At 70.9% G+C, this 17,595-nt stretch carries 21 protein-coding genes; 12 read left to right on the top strand and 9 right to left on the bottom strand.

Annotated elements, in window-relative coordinates:
* Positions 1 to 79 precede the first annotated feature (79 nt).
* On the bottom strand, positions 80 to 904 hold the full coding sequence (locus tag ACFC1F_RS12550; protein ID WP_376157624.1) for an SDR family NAD(P)-dependent oxidoreductase: 825 nt from the start codon (positions 902 to 904) through the stop codon (positions 80 to 82).
* A gap of 169 nt (positions 905 to 1,073) precedes the next feature.
* Between ACFC1F_RS12550 and ACFC1F_RS12555 the strand changes: the two genes are divergently transcribed.
* Positions 1,074 to 1,970: an immunity 49 family protein gene (locus ACFC1F_RS12555; RefSeq protein ID WP_376157626.1), complete on the top strand. Its 897-nt coding sequence runs from the start codon at positions 1,074 to 1,076 to the stop codon at positions 1,968 to 1,970.
* 101 nt (positions 1,971 to 2,071) lie between these two features.
* Positions 2,072 to 2,464 carry a VOC family protein gene (locus ACFC1F_RS12560; RefSeq protein WP_376157627.1) on the top strand — a complete coding sequence of 131 codons (393 nt, stop codon included), beginning with the start codon at positions 2,072 to 2,074 and terminating at the stop codon, positions 2,462 to 2,464.
* A 54-nt stretch (positions 2,465 to 2,518) separates the two neighbouring features.
* Here the strand turns inward: ACFC1F_RS12560 and ACFC1F_RS12565 are convergent, their stop codons facing one another.
* Positions 2,519 to 3,562 (bottom strand): alpha/beta hydrolase, encoded by a 1,044-nt coding sequence (locus tag ACFC1F_RS12565; RefSeq protein WP_376157629.1) that lies wholly within the window; start codon positions 3,560 to 3,562, stop codon positions 2,519 to 2,521.
* A 167-nt stretch (positions 3,563 to 3,729) separates the two neighbouring features.
* Between ACFC1F_RS12565 and ACFC1F_RS12570 the strand changes: the two genes are divergently transcribed.
* The 6 genes from ACFC1F_RS12570 (at position 3,730) to tgmC (ending at position 7,745) form a co-directional block, all read left to right on the top strand.
* A complete protein-coding gene (locus ACFC1F_RS12570) occupies positions 3,730 to 3,921 on the top strand; it encodes a hypothetical protein (RefSeq protein WP_148644127.1) in 192 nt (63 codons plus the stop codon).
* Positions 3,905 to 4,417, top strand: coding sequence for a DUF6879 family protein (locus ACFC1F_RS12575; protein ID WP_376157630.1), 513 nt, complete (start codon positions 3,905 to 3,907; stop codon positions 4,415 to 4,417). Before ACFC1F_RS12570 ends, ACFC1F_RS12575 begins: the two co-directional genes overlap by 17 nt.
* Positions 4,414 to 5,265, top strand: coding sequence for a helix-turn-helix domain-containing protein (locus tag ACFC1F_RS12580; protein ID WP_376157631.1), 852 nt, complete (start codon positions 4,414 to 4,416; stop codon positions 5,263 to 5,265). The genes ACFC1F_RS12575 and ACFC1F_RS12580 overlap by 4 nt, the downstream gene beginning before the upstream one ends.
* A 100-nt stretch (positions 5,266 to 5,365) precedes the next feature.
* On the top strand, positions 5,366 to 5,641 hold the full coding sequence (tgmA, locus tag ACFC1F_RS12585) for a putative ATP-grasp-modified RiPP (RefSeq protein WP_376157633.1): 276 nt from the start codon (positions 5,366 to 5,368) through the stop codon (positions 5,639 to 5,641).
* A complete protein-coding gene (gene tgmB / locus ACFC1F_RS12590) occupies positions 5,641 to 6,606 on the top strand; it encodes an ATP-grasp ribosomal peptide maturase (protein ID WP_376157634.1) in 966 nt (321 codons plus the stop codon). The genes tgmA and tgmB overlap by 1 nt, the downstream gene beginning before the upstream one ends.
* On the top strand, positions 6,603 to 7,745 hold the full coding sequence (tgmC, locus tag ACFC1F_RS12595; RefSeq protein ID WP_376157636.1) for an ATP-grasp peptide maturase system methyltransferase: 1,143 nt from the start codon (positions 6,603 to 6,605) through the stop codon (positions 7,743 to 7,745). The genes tgmB and tgmC overlap by 4 nt, the downstream gene beginning before the upstream one ends.
* 144 nt (positions 7,746 to 7,889) lie before the next feature.
* Here the strand turns inward: tgmC and ACFC1F_RS12600 are convergent, their stop codons facing one another.
* Positions 7,890 to 8,315 (bottom strand): hypothetical protein, encoded by a 426-nt coding sequence (locus ACFC1F_RS12600; RefSeq protein ID WP_376157638.1) that lies wholly within the window; start codon positions 8,313 to 8,315, stop codon positions 7,890 to 7,892.
* A gap of 421 nt (positions 8,316 to 8,736) precedes the next feature.
* Here ACFC1F_RS12600 and ACFC1F_RS12605 point away from each other — a divergent pair, with 421 nt between their 5' ends.
* The 3 genes from ACFC1F_RS12605 (at position 8,737) to ACFC1F_RS12615 (ending at position 11,106) form a co-directional block, all read left to right on the top strand.
* A complete protein-coding gene (locus ACFC1F_RS12605; protein ID WP_376157640.1) occupies positions 8,737 to 9,957 on the top strand; it encodes a glycosyltransferase in 1,221 nt (406 codons plus the stop codon).
* A gap of 103 nt (positions 9,958 to 10,060) precedes the next feature.
* Positions 10,061 to 10,486, top strand: a complete 426-nt coding sequence (locus tag ACFC1F_RS12610) for a hypothetical protein (protein WP_376157642.1) — start codon at positions 10,061 to 10,063, stop codon at positions 10,484 to 10,486.
* A gap of 113 nt (positions 10,487 to 10,599) precedes the next feature.
* Positions 10,600 to 11,106 carry a hypothetical protein gene (locus tag ACFC1F_RS12615; protein ID WP_376157643.1) on the top strand — a complete coding sequence of 169 codons (507 nt, stop codon included), beginning with the start codon at positions 10,600 to 10,602 and terminating at the stop codon, positions 11,104 to 11,106.
* A 234-nt stretch (positions 11,107 to 11,340) separates the two neighbouring features.
* Here the strand turns inward: ACFC1F_RS12615 and ACFC1F_RS12620 are convergent, their stop codons facing one another.
* Positions 11,341 to 12,336 (bottom strand): helix-turn-helix domain-containing protein, encoded by a 996-nt coding sequence (locus ACFC1F_RS12620; protein ID WP_376157645.1) that lies wholly within the window; start codon positions 12,334 to 12,336, stop codon positions 11,341 to 11,343.
* Between the two features lie 615 nt (positions 12,337 to 12,951).
* Between ACFC1F_RS12620 and ACFC1F_RS12625 the strand changes: the two genes are divergently transcribed.
* Positions 12,952 to 13,671, top strand: coding sequence for a hypothetical protein (locus ACFC1F_RS12625; RefSeq protein WP_376157647.1), 720 nt, complete (start codon positions 12,952 to 12,954; stop codon positions 13,669 to 13,671).
* A gap of 444 nt (positions 13,672 to 14,115) precedes the next feature.
* On the opposite strand, the gene ACFC1F_RS12630 is transcribed toward ACFC1F_RS12625, so the two are convergent.
* The 5 genes from ACFC1F_RS12630 to ACFC1F_RS12650 form a co-directional block, all read right to left on the bottom strand.
* The gene (locus ACFC1F_RS12630) at positions 14,116 to 14,919 is read right to left on the bottom strand and encodes an alpha/beta fold hydrolase (RefSeq protein WP_209413750.1); all 804 of its coding nucleotides are present in this window, start codon (positions 14,917 to 14,919) and stop codon (positions 14,116 to 14,118) included.
* Between the two features lie 177 nt (positions 14,920 to 15,096).
* Positions 15,097 to 15,450, bottom strand: a complete 354-nt coding sequence (locus ACFC1F_RS12635) for a hypothetical protein (RefSeq protein ID WP_376157649.1) — start codon at positions 15,448 to 15,450, stop codon at positions 15,097 to 15,099.
* A 632-nt stretch (positions 15,451 to 16,082) separates the two neighbouring features.
* A complete protein-coding gene (locus ACFC1F_RS12640; RefSeq protein ID WP_376157651.1) occupies positions 16,083 to 16,286 on the bottom strand; it encodes a DUF397 domain-containing protein in 204 nt (67 codons plus the stop codon).
* A 72-nt stretch (positions 16,287 to 16,358) separates the two neighbouring features.
* The gene (locus tag ACFC1F_RS12645) at positions 16,359 to 16,562 is read right to left on the bottom strand and encodes a DUF397 domain-containing protein (protein ID WP_376157652.1); all 204 of its coding nucleotides are present in this window, start codon (positions 16,560 to 16,562) and stop codon (positions 16,359 to 16,361) included.
* Positions 16,555 to 17,421, bottom strand: a complete 867-nt coding sequence (locus tag ACFC1F_RS12650) for a helix-turn-helix transcriptional regulator (RefSeq protein ID WP_256463534.1) — start codon at positions 17,419 to 17,421, stop codon at positions 16,555 to 16,557. Before ACFC1F_RS12650 ends, ACFC1F_RS12645 begins: the two co-directional genes overlap by 8 nt.
* Between the last annotated feature and the right edge of the window lie 174 nt (positions 17,422 to 17,595).

Genomic DNA, 17,595 nt, shown 5'->3' on the forward strand with positions numbered 1-17,595 from the left:
CCGGCGCGGACCGGCGGGGCCCCTGGCGGCGGGCGGCCCCCCCCCCCCCCCCCACGACCGGGTGGTCGGTGGCCGGGTCTCAGCCGGCGGCCCGGCTGGTGGTCTCCCAGGAGGCCCAGTCGGCCTTGCGCTGGTCGGCGGACTGCTGGGCGACGTCGTACATGGCGCTGCCGAGGACGAGCCGCAGGGGCGGTTGCTCGCTCTCGACGAGGGCGAGGACGGCCTTGGCGGCGTCGGCCGGGTCGGCGTCCTCGGCGTCGCCCCACATCTCGGCGAGGGCGGTGTGCAGCGGCTCGTACGCCTCGTGGCGGGGCTGGACGCGCATTGCGGTGTAGAGGTCGGTGGTGTAGCCGCCGGGCTCGACGATGGTGACCTTGATGCCGAACGGCGCGACCTCCTGCGCGAGCGCCTCGGTCATGCCCTCCAGCGCCCACTTGCTCGCGCTGTACAGCCCGGTGGTGGCGAAGCCGATGATGCCGCCGACGCTGGAGATCTGGATGATGTGGCCGCTGCGCCGGGCGCGCAGGTGGGGGAGGACGGCCTGGGTGACCCAGAGCGCCCCGAAGAAGTTGGTTTCGAGCTGGGCCCGGGCGTCCTCCTCGGTGAACTCCTCGACGGTGCCGCTGGTCATGAGGCCGGCGTTGTTGACGACGACGTCGATGCGGCCGAAGGCGGCGGCGGCCTTGTCGACGGTGGCCGCGACGGCTTCGCGGTCGGTGACGTCGAGGGGGAGGACGACGATCCGGCCGGGGTGCTCGGCGACGGTCGGGTCGAGGAGTGCGGTGCGGCGGGCGGTGGCCACGACCCGGTCGCCCGCGGCGAGCGCGGCGCGGGTGAAGGCGAGGCCGAGGCCGCTGGACGCGCCGGTGACGAACCAGACGCGGTCGTTGGTGTTTCGGGTCATCGCGATGGCCTCTCGGTCTCTGCCTACTGACTGACTGAACGAGACGGTTCGTCTCGTGCGCTCCACTATGGACCTCTCGGGGGCGGTCGTCAAGACGAGACGGTTCGTCTCGTTCGATCGGACTGTTAGCGTCGGGACCGGCTTTGACGATCACGGGAGGGGAACGGACGTGCAGGAAGTGACGCGTCACCAGGTGGGCGAGGAGCGCATCGCCGCGGCTCTGGAGGACATCAGGGGCCGGGCCTTCGGCCGCTGGCACGGGATGCGCTACGACAGCCTGTCCCTGAAGCGGATGCGGGAGACGGGCGCGGAACTCCTCGACCACGCCGCCGCGTGCACCCTGGAGGACCCGGCGCTCGACGCCGCCCCCGCGCGGCTGGCCCTGCGGACCGCGGCGGAGTGCAGCCTCGGGGTGCTGAGCCTCGGGGCCTTCCCCGACGGCGACTTCGAGGTCGTCCTCCCGCTCGTCGACCAGAGGCTCTCCAGCGAGGACTTCGCCTTCGGGGACGCCGTGGACGAGGCGCCCACCGCACGGACCTGGGTGGACGCGTTCGCGATGGCCGTGATCACCGGCCTGCTCCGGGAGCCGGCGCGGCTGGTCGGCCCGCTGCTCAAGGAGGACTACGCGCCCGCGATCCGTGACGGGGTGCCGTACTCGCGCCTGGAGTCGGTCTCCGCAGCGGCCGACCTCGCCGAGATGGACGCCCTCTGCGCGTACCTGCCCGACCTGGCGGACACCTGGCCCCGGTCGCGGATCGCGTCCGAACCCCTGGTCCGGCCGGACGCCGACGCGCGCGCGGAGGCGGCCCGGCGGCTGGACGCGGCCGGTGCGCTCACCCCCGACCAGCGGCTGCTGCGCGTCCTCCTCGACGACGACCGGCCGGCCTTCGAACAGGCCCTGGCCGACCGGCTCCGCCGGCACCGCGAGGAGGCGGGCCCCGACCCGGAGCCGCGCAGCCTGCTGCCGGTCGGCGCGATCGCGCTGGCCGCCGTCGCCGTCCAGGCGTGCGGCTGGCAGCCGGGCCTGCGCTCCGGCTACCTCCCGGAGGGGCTCCTGCGGCCCTGACGGCCGACGCGGGCGGAAATCGCCGGCCGTCCGCCGTCACATCTCCCCGCTCCGGTCCGTCGGTGCTTCGACCAGCCGTCCGATGAGCGAGGGAGACGCGGATGTTGAAGAACCTGATGTACGTGGCCGTCTACGTGACCGACCAGGACCGGGCCCTGGCCTTCTACACGGAGGGCCTCGGGCTGAACAGGCGCATCGACTACCCGGGCCCCGACGGCCGCTTCCTGACGGTCGCCGCGGGCGACGATGCGGTCGAGATCATCCTGTGGCCCGGCGGCTCGGGCCGGGGCCCGGTGGTCGAGGACGAGGGGGCGGTCGTCGTGGGTTCGGTCTTCCTCGAATCCGACGACCTGGAGGCGGAGTTCAAGGTGCTCCAGGCGCGCGGTGTCCGGTTCGTCGAGCCCGCGCCGGTGCACTACCCCTACGGCGTCCGCATCACGGCGCTCGACCCCGACGGCAACCGGATCGAGCTCCGCCAGCGCAACCGGGGCTGACGCGGCGGCGGCCGGCCACGGGACGACGCGCGCCGTCCCGTGGCCGGCCGTCCTTCAGGAGGCCGGCCCGCCGCCCGCCGCGGGCCCGGTGAGGATGCGCCGGAGCCAGCGGGAACGGGCGTCGCGGGCGTCCCGGCTGATCGCCGCCTGCGGCGCGAAGGAGTCGAAGCCGTGGAAGGCGCCGGGCCACACGTGCAGTTCGGCCTGGCCGCCGGCCCGCCAGATCGCGTCGGCGTACGCCACGTCCTCGTCCCGGAAGGTCTCGGCCGACCCGACCTCGATGTAGGCCGGGGGCAGACCGGACAGGTCCGTGGCGCGGGCGGGGGCCGCGTAGGGCGGCAGGTCGGCGGCGCCGTACCGGTCGCCCAGCAGCGCCTGCCAACAGGTGGCGTTGGAGATGCGGTCCCAGGTGTCGACGCCGGCCATCTGGTGGCTGGAGAAGGTGCTGTTGCGGTCGTCGAGCATCGGGCAGAGGAGCAACTGCCCGATCGGTGCGGGCCCGCCCCGGTCACGGGTGAGCAGCGCCAGGGCCGCGGCGAGTCCGCCGCCGGCGCTCTTGCCGCCGATGACGATGCGGTCCGCGTCGATGCCGAGTTCGGCCGCGTGCGCGGACACCCAGACGAGGCCGGCGTAGCAGTCCTCCAGCGGCCCGGGGTACCGCGTCTGCGGCGCCAGCCGGTACTCGACCGAGACGACCGCCAACTCCAGGGTGAGGGCGATGTCCTGGAGCAGCGGAAGCACGGACCACGCGTTGCCCACGACCATGCCGCCGCCGTGCAGGTAGTACAGCAGCGGCAGCGGCCCGCCGATCCCGGCGGGGCGCGCACTCACGAGCGTCACGTCCGGATCGCCCGCCGCCCCCGGCACCCGCAGCTCCTCGACCTCGAAGCGGCCGCCGTCCCGGAGCTCGGAAACCGTCGGCCGGGGCCGGTCGGCGGCGTCCTGCGCCTGCCGGGCCGCGAGGTTCCCGGGGGTGAGCGGCTCCCCGGCCGCGCCGCCCGACGCCGCGAGGAGCGCGGCCAGTTCGGGGTCGAAGGGCGGCGCCACGCAGGCCGCCGGGACAGAGCCGGACTCCGCCGGTATGTCGCTGATACTCATGACAGTCCATCATGCCGCGCACCGCGACCGGCCGACCATGGCTGTGCCCGACGGGTTCGGTCCGCCCTCGCGCCGGTCTATGCGGGAACGTGAATGATCCTTGCCCGGCGGTCGGCTGCTCTCTAGGGTCCTGACCACGAGTCCGCTGCGTGTGTGGAGGAAGAGCAATGGAGCTCACGAGGATCGCGGGCGGTGACCCGGACTGCCGGAACGACGACTGCCCGACCGTCTACACGACCGACCGGGGGACCATCGCGGTGCAGGGCTACACCGTGGACCGGCCGACCCCGGACGGCGAGGCCGTGGTCGAGATCCCCGAGGCTGTTCTGCGGGAGGCGTTCCGTGCTCTTGGCTGGTGATGCCTGGCGCGCGTTCTTCGATGCGTTCGAGCATGAGGCGTTCCGGCTGGAGGTTCGGAGTTCCTATGCCATGCCGGGCGAGGACGAGGAGTACCGGGAGTTCCTGGCCACAGGTGAACTGCGTATCCCCGCTGACGATCCGTGGCTCACACGTGTGCGGCAATACCGCTCCACGGGACGTCGGATCGGCCGGGTGCATGTCCTCACCCGGCCGTTGTCGGACTACCTGCGCTACGAGTTCGCGGCTTACGCCCACAACGTCGAGGCCGGGGAGGACGTCAGGATTCTCGATCTGACCGGGAAGGAGAACCCAGGCCTTCCGGATCAGGATTTCTGGATGTTCGACGGATCGAAGGTCGTCGGGATGATGTACGGGCCGGATGGTGCGCAGACCGGCCGGGAGCTTCTGGCGAACCCGAACCTCGGCCTGTACCGGCACTGGCGTGACCTGGCCGTCTCGTTGTCGGTTCCGTTCGCGGAGTACAGCGCAGATTGACTCATGATCCCGGTAGGGCCGGAGAGCAGCGTCGAGACCTTGCGTCAGCGCTCAAGGATCTCCGGCGCGCCTCCGGCCTTTCCGGGGAACGTCTGGCCGTCCGGTGCGGGATGAGTCAGAGCAAGATCTCCCGGATCGAGAACGGGAGGGTGCTGCCCTCGGTTGTCGACGTGCAGCAGATTCTCAGCGGTCTCGGCGTCGATGACGACTTGGCGCGCGAGCTCCTGGCGCTGGCCAGTGTGGCGAACGCCGAGTACGAGGACGTCAGGTCATCGGTGCGGCGCGGTCTGCACCTGCGACAGCGTGAGCTCGCCGCTCTTGAGGCCGGAGCCACGCACATCCGCTACTTCCTGCCCGCGATGCCGTCCGGGCTCCTTCAGACGCCCGAGTACATGCGTACGGCGATGAGTCCGCCTGTCGACCCCGCCGACGGGGACGTGTCTCAAGCCATCTCGCTCAAACTCGGACGGCAGGTTGTTCTGTACGACCAGGGCAAGCATTTCGACTTCCTGCTGACGGAGTCGGCCGTTCGCTGGCGGTTGTGCGAACCGCTGGTCATGGCGACGCAGCTTGACCGCCTCGTGTCCCTCTCCCACCTGCCGAATGTCACGATCGGGATTTTGCCGCTGTCGGCCCAGGTGGCGGATGCCCCGTTCCACACATTTACGGTTTACGGTGCCAAATTGGTGACCATCGAGCTGTTCACCGGAAGACTGGTGCTCCGCGATCCCAAGGATATTGACCACTACCGGGCCCTCTTCGACTTCTTTCGCGGCGAGTCGGTCGAGGGTGATCCCGCCAGGTCCATGCTCGGCCGATGGGCCGACGAATTCCGACGGGCCGCATAGCGAGATTATGCAGTGACGTGAATTCCTCGTGCCATTGCCCGTGTGGTGCCCCTACCTTGGTGCCCGGCCACCAGAGGCGCAGCGACGAGGAGGCACACAGATGAGGCAGACGTCCGTACCGGCGTGGGGCACGAGCAGGATGCAGCCGTTCGCGGCGGCCGTCGCCGTGCAGGTGTTCACGCCGGTGATCGATCCGCAGACGCAGGTCGCCCTGATCGTGGACGGGGAGGGCCGTACGGTCGAGTTGGGGGGTCACGGCACCAGTACCAGCGGGTTGACGCCCACCATGACCAGTCCCGGTGACGGGTCCGGGCCGGGTGGGGCGACCGATGCCGACTCCACGGAGTCCTACGACCAGGACCAGAGTGCCGGCTGATGGCCGGCGGTGGCGGGTCGGTGCTGGTGCTGACCAACTCCCTTGACGTGACGGCGGATGTGGTGCTGCGGGTGCTGGCCGGGCGTGGTGTTCCGGTGGTGCGGTTCGATCCCGGCGCGGACCTCCACTCGGGTGCCTCGCTGACCGCCGCGTACGGTGCGGGCGGTCAGCGGGGCGTCCTGCGCACTTCGAGCCGGGCGCTGGACCTCACCCGGGTGAGATCGGTCTGGGTTCGCCGGGCCTCTCCGTACGAAGGGCCTCCCCAACTGGGAGCGCAGGAGCGGCGGTTCGCGGCCGCCCAGTCGCTGTGGGGTGCCGGTGGAGTCCTCGCCTCGCTCGCGGGGGCGCACTACGTCAACCATCCGTGGTCCAACCGGGCGGCCGAGTACAAGCCGGCGCAGCTCGCGGTGGCCCGGCGGCACGGGTTGTCGGTGCCGGACACGCTGATCACCAACGAGCTGCGTGCCGCGCGGGAGTTCGCGGCGGGCCGGGCCGGCGGCGTGGTCTACAAGCCGTTGTGGAACACCGCGTACGAGGTGGACGGCCTGCCGCACCAGGTGTGGGTGCGGCAGGTGCGGGCCGATGAGCTGACCGCCGGGGTCGAGACCTGCCCGCACATGTTCCAGGCCAAAGTGGACAAGGCCTTCGACGTGCGGCTGACGGCCGTCGGCGGCCGGTTGTTCGCGATCCGGATCGACAGTCCGGATCTCGACTGGCGCCGTCGGCAGGATCTCATGGAGTGCACGCCGATAGCGGTTCCCGAGCAGGTCGCGCGTGCTGTCACGGACTTCCTCGGTGAACTCCGGCTGGTGTACGGCGCGTTCGACTTCGCCGTCGCCAGATCCGGCGAGTGGTACTTCCTGGAGTGCAATCCCAACGGGCAGTGGGCCTGGCAGCCGCCCGAGACCACCGGCGCGATCGCCCAGGCCATCGCCGACCAGTTGCAGAGAGGCCCCGACCTGTGAGCACGTCCGCAGAACTCCGCGCCGCCCTGGTCGACCGGCTGGTCCAGGACGGCACGCCGGCCGATCCCCTGTGGCGCAGGGCGGCGCAGGCCGTCCCGCGTGAGCTGTTCGTCGGCTCGTACTTCGAACCGGTACCGGGGACCGCACCGACCGCCTACCGGCCGGTGCGCCGGGGCGAACCCGGCTGGCTGGAGGGGATCTACGAGGACCGGACGCTCATCACCCAGCTCGACGGCGTGATCCGCCCGGGTGATGTGGACGGGGAGCCGGTCGCGGGCTCCCCGTCCTCCTCGTCCACCCTCCCGTCGCTGGTGCTGCGGATGTGGCAGCAACTCGGCACCGCGCCGGGCCACCGCGTGCTGGAGATCGGCACCGGGACGGGGTACTCGACGGCCCTGGGTGCTCACCGGCTCGGGGACGCCAACCTGACGAGCGTCGAGTACGACCCGGTGGTGGCCGGGGCGGCCGCGGTCGCGCTCAAGGAGTCGGGCTACACACCTCGGCTGGTCATCGGGGACGGCCTGCGCGGGGATCCGGGCGGGGGAGTGTACGACCGGCTGATCGCCACGTGTTCGGTCCGGTACGTCCCGCTGCCCTGGCTGCACCAGGTGAGGCCGGGCGGCCGGATCCTGGTCACGCTCTGCGGCTGGAGCTACGCCTCCGGGCTCGCGCTGCTGACCGTCACCGGGCCGGGCAGCGCGACGGGGCGGTTCCTGCCGGGGTTCACCAGCTTCATGATCGCCCGCCCGCACGACCGTCCGCCTCGGCCGGCCCTTGCCCTGCTGCCGGGGGAGGAGCGGGTGAGCCGGATCGATCCGGCGGTCATCGGTACGTGGACGGGTGGGTGGGTGTCCCAGCTCGCGGCGCCGTCGGCGGAGCGGATGGGGGCGGGTGGCGAGCAGGTCCTCGTGGACGTGGCCACGGGTTCGCAGGCCCGGACGATGCCCGGCCCGGACGGTGGTTGGACCGTGAGCCAGCGCGGGCCGCTGCGGCTCTGGGACCAGGTCGAGCGGGCCGTCGAGGCGTGGCAGGAGGCCGGCGCGCCGCATCAGGAGGGGTTCGGGATCACGGTCTCGGGCGCGGGGCAACGGGTGTGGATCGGGTCCGAGGACGGCCCGGGCTGGGACCTGCCGATCTGAGCGGGCGGGTGAGCGGAAGGGCGTGCGGCCCCGTCGCCCGGGTGAGGTCGGTCGCGGGGTTCCACGACGTGCCTCGCGCAGGAAGTCGGCCCGGCCGACTTCCTGTGCGAGGGGTGGCCGGGTGGCGGGCAGGTTCCCGGAACCTCACTTCGTGGTGGGGAAGGCGGCGCTCAGCACGGGGCCGCGGGTGAGGACGGCGACGCCGGCCATGGCCAGGGCGGACAGGCCCTGGAGCACGGCGTACCAGGCCGGGCAGAGGCCGGGGACCAGGTCGACGCCGACGATGGCGATCGGCATGACGGTGGAGAGGGTGCGCACGCGGTCGAAGGCCTTGAAGGAGCCCTCCGAGGCCCGGACGGCCATCCGGTGGACCAGCGGGGCGATCGCGAGCAGGACGGCTCCCCGGATCCACAGGAACGCGGTCACCTCGTGGCCGGTGAACGCCATCACGGCGACCACCCCGAGGACGATGGCGCTGACGGCGCCGAAGAGCGTGATGCACTTCCTCACCGTGCCGAAGGCCGCCTGGGTGCGCGAGTCGCCGAGGTGGGCCGAAGCGGTCGTGGCCATGGTCGTTCTCCTCCGTGTCGTTGTGCCGTCGACGCTACGGAGCACCCGGTCGGCCCGGTACGGGTCCAGCCACACGGGCGGGGTGGGGCCAGACCCACTCCTCCTGCCGCCGACGACCCCGGGGGAACGCGCACCGGTGGGTGGAGAACGGTCATGGTGAGGGGAGGGCCCCGCGGCGTGCCGATCGCAGAAAACCGGCTGCGACGGCGACGTTCGGCGCGCCGCCGCATCGGCGCCGCAGCATCCGCGCCGCCGCATCGAGAAGGGGAGTCCGTTCACAGCGGACGATGAGTCAGAAGGCGGCGTACCCACGCCTTTCCACTCTCAACATATAGCGCACGGGGGGCCTTGCGGCAAGGCCCCCACGGTGCCGCAGAATCTCCGACCGAGGCCGAAAACCAAGGAAAGTCGGAGTTGCTGCATGCGTGTTTTGCTGGTGGCGTACGGGTCGCGCGGGGACATCGAGCCGATGGTCGGCCTCGCGGTGCAGTTGCAGGCGCTCGGCGCCGAGGCGCAGGTGTGCGCGCCGCCGGACTTCGCGGAGCTGCTGGACGGCTTCGGCCTCCCGCTGGCGCCGATCGGCCCGTCGGTGCGCGAGATGGCGAAGGGCGCGGTGACCGGGGCGAAGCCGGCGCCGCCGGCGACCATGCCGGAGCGTGCGGCCCGGATGGTCGCCATGACGTACGACGCGGCCTCCTCGGTGGCCGAGGGCGTCGACGTGGTGCTGGCGACGGGCCTGATCCCGGCCGCGGCCGCCGCGCGGTCGGTGGCCGAGAAGCTGGGCGTCCCCTACAAGTTCGTCTCCTACTTCCCGAGTTACCTGCCGTCGCCGCACCACCCGCCGCTCGCGTGGACGAAGCCGCTCCCGGCGGACGTGACCGACAACCGGGTGCTGTGGGAGCTGAACGCGAAGGACATGGACGAGCTGTTCGGCGGCGCGGTCAACACCCACCGCGCGTCGATCGGCCTGCCCCCGGTGGAGAACGTCCGCGATCACGTCTTCACGGGGCAGCCGTTGCTGGCGGCGGACGCGGTGCTGGGCCCGTGGCTGGAGCCGGCGGAGCTCGACGTGGTGCAGACCGGCGCGTGGATCCGGGAGGACGAACGCCCGCTCCCGGCCGGGCTGGAGGCGTTCCTGGAGGCCGGCGACGCACCGGTCTACGTGGGCTTCGGCAGCATGCCGGTGCGCGATTCGGAGGACGTCGCCAAGGCGGTCGTCGGGGCGGTGCGCGCGCAGGGCCGCCGCGTGCTCCTCGGGAGCGGCTGGGCCGGACTGGCCCTGACCGACGACCGGGACGACTGCTTCGTCGTCGGCGAGGTCAACCAGCAGGCCCTGTTCGGCCGGGTCGCCGCCGTCGTGCACCACGGCGGTGCGGGAACGACGACGACGGCCGCCCGGGCCGGCGTGCCCCAGGTGGTGGTGCCCCAGATGGCCGACCAGCCGTACTGGGCGGGCCGGGTGGCCGACCTGGGCATCGGCGCGGCCCACGACGGCCCGACGCCGACCACCGAGTCCCTCTCGGCCGCGCTGAAGACGGCGCTGGCCCCCGAGGTCCGTGACCGGGCGGCCGCCGTGGCCGGCACGATCCGCACCGACGGCGCGGCGGCTGCGGCGAAGCTGCTGCTCGACGCGGTCGGCTGAGGGGGGCGGCAGGGAGCCGCCCCCCTCAGCCGGGGCGGCAGGGAACCGAGCCGGGGACGATTTCCGCTGGTCCCCTCGGCTTCGTCGTGAGAGCCTCGCCCCGATGGGCACTTACGACGAGGCCGAGGTGGGCGAGCTGCTCCACCGGCGCGGCTGGCGGACGGCGTTCACCGTCGCGGAGCAGGTGGACGCGTGGGCGTGGCTGGTCGAGACGGTCGAACGCGGCTACGACGACGACGTCGACGAGTACACCAACGACCTCTACTGCCGGAACTGGCTCCACCAGGCGTGGCTGCTGCTGCACGACCACCTCGTCCAGCTCTGGACACCGCGGATCAGGGCGTGGGACGACCGGTTCCGGGCGGCGACGATCGCCGACGACGGCCTGGCCCTCGAACCGTTCCACGGAATGCCCCACCCGGACATGTGGTGGTGGCGGCGTCATCCGCGCGTCCTCACCGGGAGTCTGGGCAGGTCGCTGCGTTCGGCCGGTGCTCATGGCACCTGCGGATCGGAGGACCCGGAGTGAGGTCCGGGGTGGCCTCAAGTCGCGGTCTCCCGAGGCGTAGTGTGCGTTGAGTGAACGAACTGAGCTTCCGGGGGAAAGACCGGTATCGTCCGTCCGGGTCGCACATTGCGGCCGTGGCCTTCCTGTTTGTCGTCGAAGGGACCGCTGCCGCCTACAAGCTCGGCCCGGCTCCGACCTGGTGCCTGATCGCCGTCACCGCAGTGCTCGGCGGCGCCGGGTTCCTTCTGACGTTCCGGAGTTGGACCACGGTCGGGGCCGAGGGAATAACCATCTGCTGGGGCATCGGGCGCGGCCGCACCTACCCGTGGAAGGAGATCCGGTGGATCGACGTGCGCGATGGCAGCACCGCGAAGGAGACGTCGCGCGTGGTCCGGATGTTCCTGGCAAGCGGGCGGCGCCGCTCACTGCCGGGGCTCATGCACAGCGACACCTACCCGTCCCCGGACTTCGACGAGCAGTTCCATCGGGTCGTCAACTGGTGGGAACTGAGCACCGACCCGGCCGACCGGGTGCAGCCGCAGAAGCAGGCGCGGGACCGGCTGACGCCGACGGTGGTCGGAATCGTCCTCGGGCTCCTCATCACGGTCGTCGTCGGCCTGGTCGTGTTGTCGCAGAGCTAGGTCGTTTCCTTCGGATCGGCGGGCGGACCGGATGAGGATGCCGGCGATGTGGAGTCCGGCCTGGTGGACGCTGGCGGTCTTCTCGTAGCAGGTGGCGGGCCGCGCCAGTTCTTCATCCGGTTGATGCAGCGTTCGACGGTGTTGCGCTGCTTGTGGGCCTCGCGGTCGGTGCTCTGACGCCCCGTCGCGCCGCGCCCGAGGGGCCGGCACCGCACCCGCGGTGCCGGCCTCCGGTCATGGCTGCGGCAGACGGCCGGCCGCGTCCCGCCACTCGCGCGGGGAGACACCGTAGGCGTCCCTGAACGAACGGCTGAAGTGCGCGGCGTTGGCGAAGCCCCAGTGGTGGGCCACGGCCGCGATGCTCCTGCTCCGGGCCTCCCGGCCGCCCAGCGCGCGGCGGCACTCCTCCAGCCGGCGTCGCTGGATCCAGCGGCGGACGGTGACGCCTTCGAGCTCGAAGAGCTTGTGCAGGTAGCGCACGGACATGTGGTGGTGGCGGGCGATCGCCTCGGGGGTGAGGTCCCGGTCCGTCAGGTGTTCGCCGATGTGGGCCTGGATCCGCAGCAGCGTCATCCGGGCGGCGTCGGGAGTGTCCTGCAGGTCGAAGCCGAGCTGCTCCTCGACGAGCGTCTGGATCAGGCTCGTCGCGTGGGCGGCGACCGACCCCCCTGTGTGCGGCTGGTAGGTGGCCGCCGAGTCGACGAGGTGGGACACCAGCGGTGGCACCAGACGGCCGAGCGGCGTGTCCGCGCCGAGCGGCACCGCAGTGATCCGCCGGAAGTCGGACTCGCTCAGGCCCAACGCCCGGCGGGGCAGGACCAGGGACTTGGTGCGGAACCGCTCCGGCACGGTCAGCCGGACCGGGCGCGCCATGTCGTACATGAACAGCGTGCCTGCACCCAGGCAGGTCTCGCGGGTGTCCTGCTCGACGTGGACCGTGCCGTGGCTGAGGAGTTTGACGACGACGTACTCGTCGTTGTCGCTGCCGGCGACGAGGCGCCTGGTCCGCTCCGCCCGGTGCGGGTCGCCTTCCACGGTGACCGCCTGGAGCGGGCCGAGCAGCGAGGTCCGGATCGCGCCGTGCTCGACCTCGTCGCCGACCTTCATGTCCACGGCACCGAAGGTGCGCGAGAGCGCCTCGCGCCAGTACGCCCGCCGCCGCGACGCGGGCAGTCCCCGGGTCGTGTAATGCGTGGCGGCGCCGCCTTGCTCCGTCCCCGGTATCTCCACGACCGCCGTCCTCACCCCGTTGACCTGGACGTTTCCCGCACATCATGCCACCGGACGCGGAGCTGTACGGAGGTGAGCCGGCCCGCACAGGTCGACGCCGTCGGGCCGGGGTGCGCGGGACCGTCAGCGATCACGGTGGACGGGATCGCCGCAGGCCGTCCCCGCCGGCCGTAGCCCGCGGCCCCGCGCTCGGTCGGGCGTGGCCGCCCGGTGCTGGTTCAGCGGGTCGATGCCGCACTCGACGGCGTGGCGGGCCTGGTCACGACGGGCCGGGCCGGTCGCGGGGTGGGCATCCGGGCCGCGGACTCTCCGAATGAGATGGACTCCGAGCCGTCGGATGATCATGTGTAGTCGTTCGCCGGAGATTTGCGATAGCTTGTCACGCCTCAGCGCGGTGGTCCGTCCGCGGGTGGAATCCGCCCCACGGAGTGGCCCGAATCCCTCATCCGGGGATCGCTGCTGATGACTGCGGCGGGGGCCTCGGCGAGTAACCACGACCTGGCTCCGGCATGGCAGTCGCACCATGATCCAAATCAAGGGGGACATTTCACCATGCGTGCTTCGCACAAGCGCTTCGTCATGTCGGCGGTTCTGCCGATCGCTCTCCTCGGGTCCATGGCTGCCCAGTGCGGCCCCGACAACTCCGACCCGAGCGCCGCGACCACCACGCCGGCGCCGGCGGGGACGCCCGTGCCGACCGCCACGGCCGCCGTGACGGGCACGGCCGGACCGGCCACCTCGGCCGCACCGACGGGCAAGCCCGGTCCGGCAAAGGCCCTGTCGTCCGATGATCTCCTCAAGGCCCTGCTGACCAAGGCGGACGTGCCGGGGACGACCAAGTCGGACAGCGGCCCGGCCGGCGGTGACAGCAAGACGGTCGCGGACAAGGCCGCCTGTCAGCCCGTGCTCGACCTGATGGACGCTCCGAACGCCGCGACGAAGCCGGCCGCGGCCGTGCAGGCCGCCTTCAAGACGGGTTCCAACCTCGGGGTCATGGTCCAGCTCTACCAGTTCGGTGCCGGCCAGGCCGACAAGGCCATGTCGTCCGCCGCGGCCGCGCTCGGGTCGTGCTCCAGCATCCCCAGCACCGTCCCCGGGAACGACAACGAGAAGCTCGTGGTATCCACGTCGAAGCTGAGCTACCCGACGCTCGGCGACGCGACCCTGGCCTTCAAGCTGTCCTACACCGGTCAGACGACGGCCGAGTACTCCTACGTCTTCGTTCGGAGCGGGGATGCTGTGATCAACCTCAGCAACGTGGCTACGGCATCCGTGACGCAGCCGGACCAGGCGCTGGTGAAGAAGCAGTTCGACAAGGTGAAGGCCGCCCAGTAGCGCTGAGCCACCTACGCAGACGGCGAACCCCTGGGGCGCATGCTCCAGGGGTTCGGCCATCCCGCGCTTGAGAGAGGGGGATGGTCGAGAGGTCTGTGGTGGAGGGTCGTCCGGGTTGATGCCAGGCCGGCGGACGGACATGGGGATCTGTCCGATGACCAGTGGGCTGCGCTGGAGCCGTTGTTGCCGATTGCCGGCGTGGGACGTCCGGTGAGGCCGCGCCGCAGGCTGGTCAGCGGCTATACGGGGTGCCCCGGAAGCTGTCACGCATGTAAGCCGAGTGGGCTGACACCGACTTGGCTTACATGCATCCGAGCGTTCGTCAGGCGAGTTCGGCACGTCAGGGGCGTCGGCTCACGGGCGGCCGTGCTCGACGGCCTGGGCCACGCCTGCGGCGGGGGCCGGGTTCTCCCGGTGTTACCGCGTGCACGCGACCACCGTCGGCTAGATCGTCGCGAGGAACTCGCGGACGGCGGTGGCGAAGGCGTCGGGGGCAGTGGTGTAGACGAGGTGGTCGGCGTCCAGTTCGGCCGAGGTGGTGCCGGGACGGCGCTCGACCATGGCGCGGACCTGCTCGGCCGGGATGACGCCCTTGGTGCCGTGGACCAGGAGGGCCGGGCAGGTGGTGGCCGTCCAGTCGGCCCAGTGGTCGCCGTGCACCTGGTCCTCGGACTCGTACATCTCCCGGGGGTGGAAGGGCAGCCGCCAGGTGCCGTCGGCGTTCTCCCGCAGCCGGTCGGAGAAGTACGGCGCCGCGGGACCGAGTCCGGCGACCAGTGCGTCGCGGGTGGGTGCGTCGTAGGGCAGGTTCAGCAGGAAGCCGAAGGGGTTCGACCCGTCCAGGCCGAGTGCGGCGGGCCCCTCGGCGTTGACGAGCGCGCTGACGCGCCCGGGGTGGCGGGCGGCGAACTGGTAGGCGTTGACGGCGCCGAGGGAGTGGCCGAGGAGTACGACCCGGTCCAGCTGCAGGTGGTCCAGGAGGGCTTCGAGGTCGGCGAGGTAGCCCTCCCGCGAGTAGTCGGCGGTCCGGTCGGACTCGCCCTGGCCGCGCTGGTCCGGGGCGATCAGCCGCCACTCGGGGCCCAGTGCCTCGGCGAGCCGCGCGAAGGTGGCGCCCTCGGACAGGTGCCCGTGCAGGGCCACCAGCGGCCGGCCGGTGCCCCCGAAGTCGAGGTAGGACAGCCGGCGCCCGTCGATGGACAGTTCGGCGCGGACGGCGGTGGCGGTGTTCACGGTGGTGTCGTTCATGGCGGAATCCCCCTGGTGTGGTTGATGGGGATAACCGTACGGGTAATTGCACGCTTGTGCAAGACGTACGTGCAAGACGTCTGTGTCACTCCCTCCTCGACCCAGGCCTGCCCCGGCGCCACGAAGCTCAAGTCGAGCTTGATGTGATGGCTGGGGCTGTCCTGGGTGAGACCAACGTCAGGCGGGGTGACCCGGGTGGCGGGTGCCTGTGTCCGAAGGCCTCGTCACTCGGTAGGAGTTGTGGCGGGCACGCCTGACGACGCGCGGACAGGGGCGGTGGTGGCGCGCTGGTTTGCGGTTGCGGCGTGTCGCAAGGGTGACGAGGACATCCGTCTTGACCTCGACCGTGGTGATCAGGCGCACCAGTTCACCGCCGTCGCGGGCGGGGACGTCGTATTTGATGACGCGGACGACGTGGGCTCCGGCCGGATCCGGCTTCGCACCGGATTTCGCCACCTGCAGCATTTCCTCCCGTTGCCGCCCGCGCAGGCGGGGATTGACCAGAGCCGACAGGTACGTACCGTCCGGCAAGACCTTCAGGATCGGCAGGGACAGCTGCGTCGGTGCCCGCCAGCACAAGGCCGCCCCGGTCTGGTTGGCGGCGCTGAACGCGGCGAAGTTGTAGAAGCCTCGATCGGCCCAGCAGCAGCCAGTCGGTTGAGATCGAGGGCAGCAGCGTGGCCGCCATCGCCTTCTCGCTTCGGTTCCACGGCCCGACCTCGGCGTCGATGAAGGCGTGCGATCCGCACTCGACGACGGCCACAACCCGGGCCTTGGGAAAGGCGGAGCGGGACCGGCCGTTGCCGGCGTAGCCGAATTCGGCGGCGTTCTCGGCCGAGTCGGGGACGTCGAGTCCGAACCCGTCGATGGCCATCAGCCGCGATCCGCGAAGCCACGCGCCCCTGGTCTCACGGGTGGCAACCGGCTCGGCCACCCGGTAGAACGTCTCCCGCTTCCTGGCATTGGGGCCAGCCCGCCGCGCCGCAATGAATCCTCGGTGAGACTGGTCGAACTCCGTTAAGACCGGACATCGGCTGCTTGCCTGACAGTTGCGAAGGTCCGCCGACCTGCGGAGAAGGTCCCGGCGCACCAGATCATCGCCGGATGTGGTGGCGGGTACGGACGGTCGGCTCCTCGCTCTGGTTGAGCGAGGAGCCGTTCGGTCATGTGGTGGGGGTGGCGTGGTGGTCGAACTCGCCGGCCTTGATGCCTTGGAGGAGTGCGGCGAACTTGGTGGGGGTGGTGCGGACGACGACGTTGGCGTCGTCCGACTCGCGGAGGTCGACCAGCCCGGCGACACTGCGGACCTCGACGCAGTTGTCACTCGCGGCGGAGTAGCTGGACTTCTGCCATGCGGGACTAGCCACAGTTGCTCTCCACTTCTTTCCGGCCGCTGGTGCATTCGGCTCCTCGCTCTGGTTGAGCGAGGAGCCGTTCGGTCATGTGGTGGGGGTGGCGTGGTGGTCGAACTCGCCGCTCTTGATGCCTTGGAGGAGCGCGGCGAACTTGGTGGCGGTGGTGCGGAGGATGACGTCGGCGTCGTCGGACTCGCGGAGGTCGACCAGCCCGGCGACAGCGCGAACCTCGACGCAGTCGTCGTGTGCCGCGGAGTAGCTGGACTTCTGCCACCCGGAGCTAGGCATGTTTGCTTTCCATTTCTTTCTTTACGGATCGGAGGAAGTCGCGGGACTCCTCTTCGGAGAGGGCCGTTGACTCCATCTGAGCGAGGATTGCTCGGAACCTCGCAACATGGGCTGGAGCGTCGAGGAGCTGGCAGCCGAAACCTGTGTCCGTCTGCACCGTGTCCAAGTCGGGAATCGGACCTTCGGCGTAGGTGAAGTTCTCGATGGGACTCGGCAGGCCGGCGATGTCGAACGGCAGGACGCGAATTGAGATGCCAGAACTCTCGGAGTCCTCGATGAGAGCATCGAGTTGCTCGGCACGAACTTGAGGGCCGCTGAACTGCATCCGCAGTGCTGCTTCATGGATGAAGGCGCAGTACGGCGTTGCTCCGGATCGGACGGTGCGTTGCCGCTGGATGCGAAAGGCCGTTCTGAGGTCGACCTCGTGTCGGGGCAGAGGCGGGTAGGCCTGTGAGAAGACCGCGGAGGCGTACGCGCCGGTCTGAAGCAGGCCGGGGACGAACGTGATCGTGTAGGTCGAGAGCCTTCGCGCGTGGCCCTCAAGCTCTGCGACTTCGAGGAAGTCCGCCGACAGGGTGTCACGGTAGGCCTCCCACCAGCCGGTCCTGCCTCGTTCCGTGATGATGTCGGCGAGAGCATCGATCAGCTGGTGGTTGACGCACATGCACGCTGCTGCGATCGTCCGCAGGCGCTCCACGCTGATGCCAATCCTCGCTGACTCCATCTGAGTCACCTGGGCCGGGTTCATCCCGACAATGCGGCCGAGCTGCGTGCCGCCGAAGCCGGCCTGCTCTCGCATCCGCCGGAGCTCAGCACCAAGCCTGCGCTGGCGAAGTGTTGGGGTGCTGCGTGGAGGCATGGCTTCCTTCCAGAACAAGGACCAGGCCCAAGTCTGCCGCCCTGGGCGCGGGCTGGTCCATCTGGGGCGGGGTTACCACGGTAGAGGGAAAATCCCAGAAGGATGGAAATTTGGATACTGCCGTGCGTTATGGTCGTCCCAGGTCGATCCGATGGATCGTCAGTAACGCCTGTT

The sequence above is a fragment of the Kitasatospora sp. NPDC056181 genome (assembly GCF_042266225.1).
In the GTDB taxonomy this organism is placed as follows: Bacteria; Actinomycetota; Actinomycetes; order Streptomycetales; family Streptomycetaceae; genus Kitasatospora.

What these genes read in the sequence shown, in the direction of transcription:
- ACFC1F_RS12550 (WP_376157624.1), bottom strand. Translation starts at nt 904, where the DNA reads ATGACCCGAAACACCAACGACCGCGTCTGGTTCGTCACCGGCGCGTCC.
- ACFC1F_RS12560 (WP_376157627.1), top strand. Translation starts at nt 2,072, where the DNA reads ATGTTGAAGAACCTGATGTACGTGGCCGTCTACGTGACCGACCAGGAC.
- ACFC1F_RS12565 (WP_376157629.1), bottom strand. Translation starts at nt 3,562, where the DNA reads ATGAGTATCAGCGACATACCGGCGGAGTCCGGCTCTGTCCCGGCGGCC.
- ACFC1F_RS12570 (WP_148644127.1), top strand. Translation starts at nt 3,730, where the DNA reads ATGGAGCTCACGAGGATCGCGGGCGGTGACCCGGACTGCCGGAACGAC.
- tgmA (WP_376157633.1), top strand. Translation starts at nt 5,366, where the DNA reads ATGAGGCAGACGTCCGTACCGGCGTGGGGCACGAGCAGGATGCAGCCG.
- tgmB (WP_376157634.1), top strand. Translation starts at nt 5,641, where the DNA reads ATGGCCGGCGGTGGCGGGTCGGTGCTGGTGCTGACCAACTCCCTTGAC.
- ACFC1F_RS12600 (WP_376157638.1), bottom strand. Translation starts at nt 8,315, where the DNA reads ATGGCCACGACCGCTTCGGCCCACCTCGGCGACTCGCGCACCCAGGCG.
- ACFC1F_RS12605 (WP_376157640.1), top strand. Translation starts at nt 8,737, where the DNA reads ATGCGTGTTTTGCTGGTGGCGTACGGGTCGCGCGGGGACATCGAGCCG.
- ACFC1F_RS12610 (WP_376157642.1), top strand. Translation starts at nt 10,061, where the DNA reads ATGGGCACTTACGACGAGGCCGAGGTGGGCGAGCTGCTCCACCGGCGC.
- ACFC1F_RS12625 (WP_376157647.1), top strand. Translation starts at nt 12,952, where the DNA reads ATGGCTGCCCAGTGCGGCCCCGACAACTCCGACCCGAGCGCCGCGACC.
- ACFC1F_RS12630 (WP_209413750.1), bottom strand. Translation starts at nt 14,919, where the DNA reads ATGAACGACACCACCGTGAACACCGCCACCGCCGTCCGCGCCGAACTG.
- ACFC1F_RS12645 (WP_376157652.1), bottom strand. Translation starts at nt 16,562, where the DNA reads ATGCCTAGCTCCGGGTGGCAGAAGTCCAGCTACTCCGCGGCACACGAC.
- ACFC1F_RS12650 (WP_256463534.1), bottom strand. Translation starts at nt 17,421, where the DNA reads ATGCCTCCACGCAGCACCCCAACACTTCGCCAGCGCAGGCTTGGTGCT.